Raw genomic sequence first — 647 nt, 5'->3', positions numbered from 1 at the left:
TAACATATCAAAAGTAACGATAAGACAGACCTGACATTGGCTCGGGTCTGGAGTTTGCAGTGATGCTTGGCATCTGTAGCCTGAGTAATATTTGGTACACCGCCAACGTGCTTGACCAGCTGCCAACAGTTTGTGAAAAGTGTAGATGTTTCCTTCGAATAAAATCTGTTGATTGCCACGATTACTCCTAATAAATTCCGCCATTTCTAAATATTCTAAAAAAATCTGTAAAATTCAAGTTTTGTGAATGCAGCAGTTCATAAACAGATGTGTGATAAACAGTTCTGAAGAAATGGGGGAAACCCAACCCCCTGTAGTACTTGGGGCACAATACATGCCAGATCGGCGTTTCACATGCGTGTTATCACAGGCAACCGGGGCACGCTTCGCGCCCCGGATCGAGGTATCACATGCATCTGTTATTGTTGCATATGTATAATTTGGTTTATTCAGCTGTTGCGTATTCATAGTTCTTCTAGAGGAGGCAACCGGGGCGCGAAGCGCCCCGGATCGAGGTATCACATGCGTCTGTTATTGTTGCATATGTATAATTTGGTTTATTCAGCTGTTGCGTATTCATAGTTCTTCTAGAGGAGGCAACCGGGGCGCGAAGCGCCCCGGATCGAGGTATCACATGCGTCTGTTAT

Annotated in this window: 1 protein-coding gene; it reads right to left on the bottom strand. The window is 44.8% G+C overall.

The genetic code is table 11. The annotated features are described in order from the left end of the window. Positions 1-204, bottom strand: a 204-nt coding sequence (locus GY937_09925; GenBank protein ID MCP5057026.1) for a hypothetical protein, incomplete at its 3' end; no start/stop codon positions are given. Positions 205-647 lie beyond the last annotated feature (443 nt).

The organism is bacterium (assembly GCA_024228115.1).
Lineage (GTDB): Bacteria > Myxococcota_A > UBA9160 > UBA9160 > UBA6930.
Note: the sequence above shows the minus strand (reverse complement) of the source record. Positions and strands in the feature narration are given on the sequence as shown.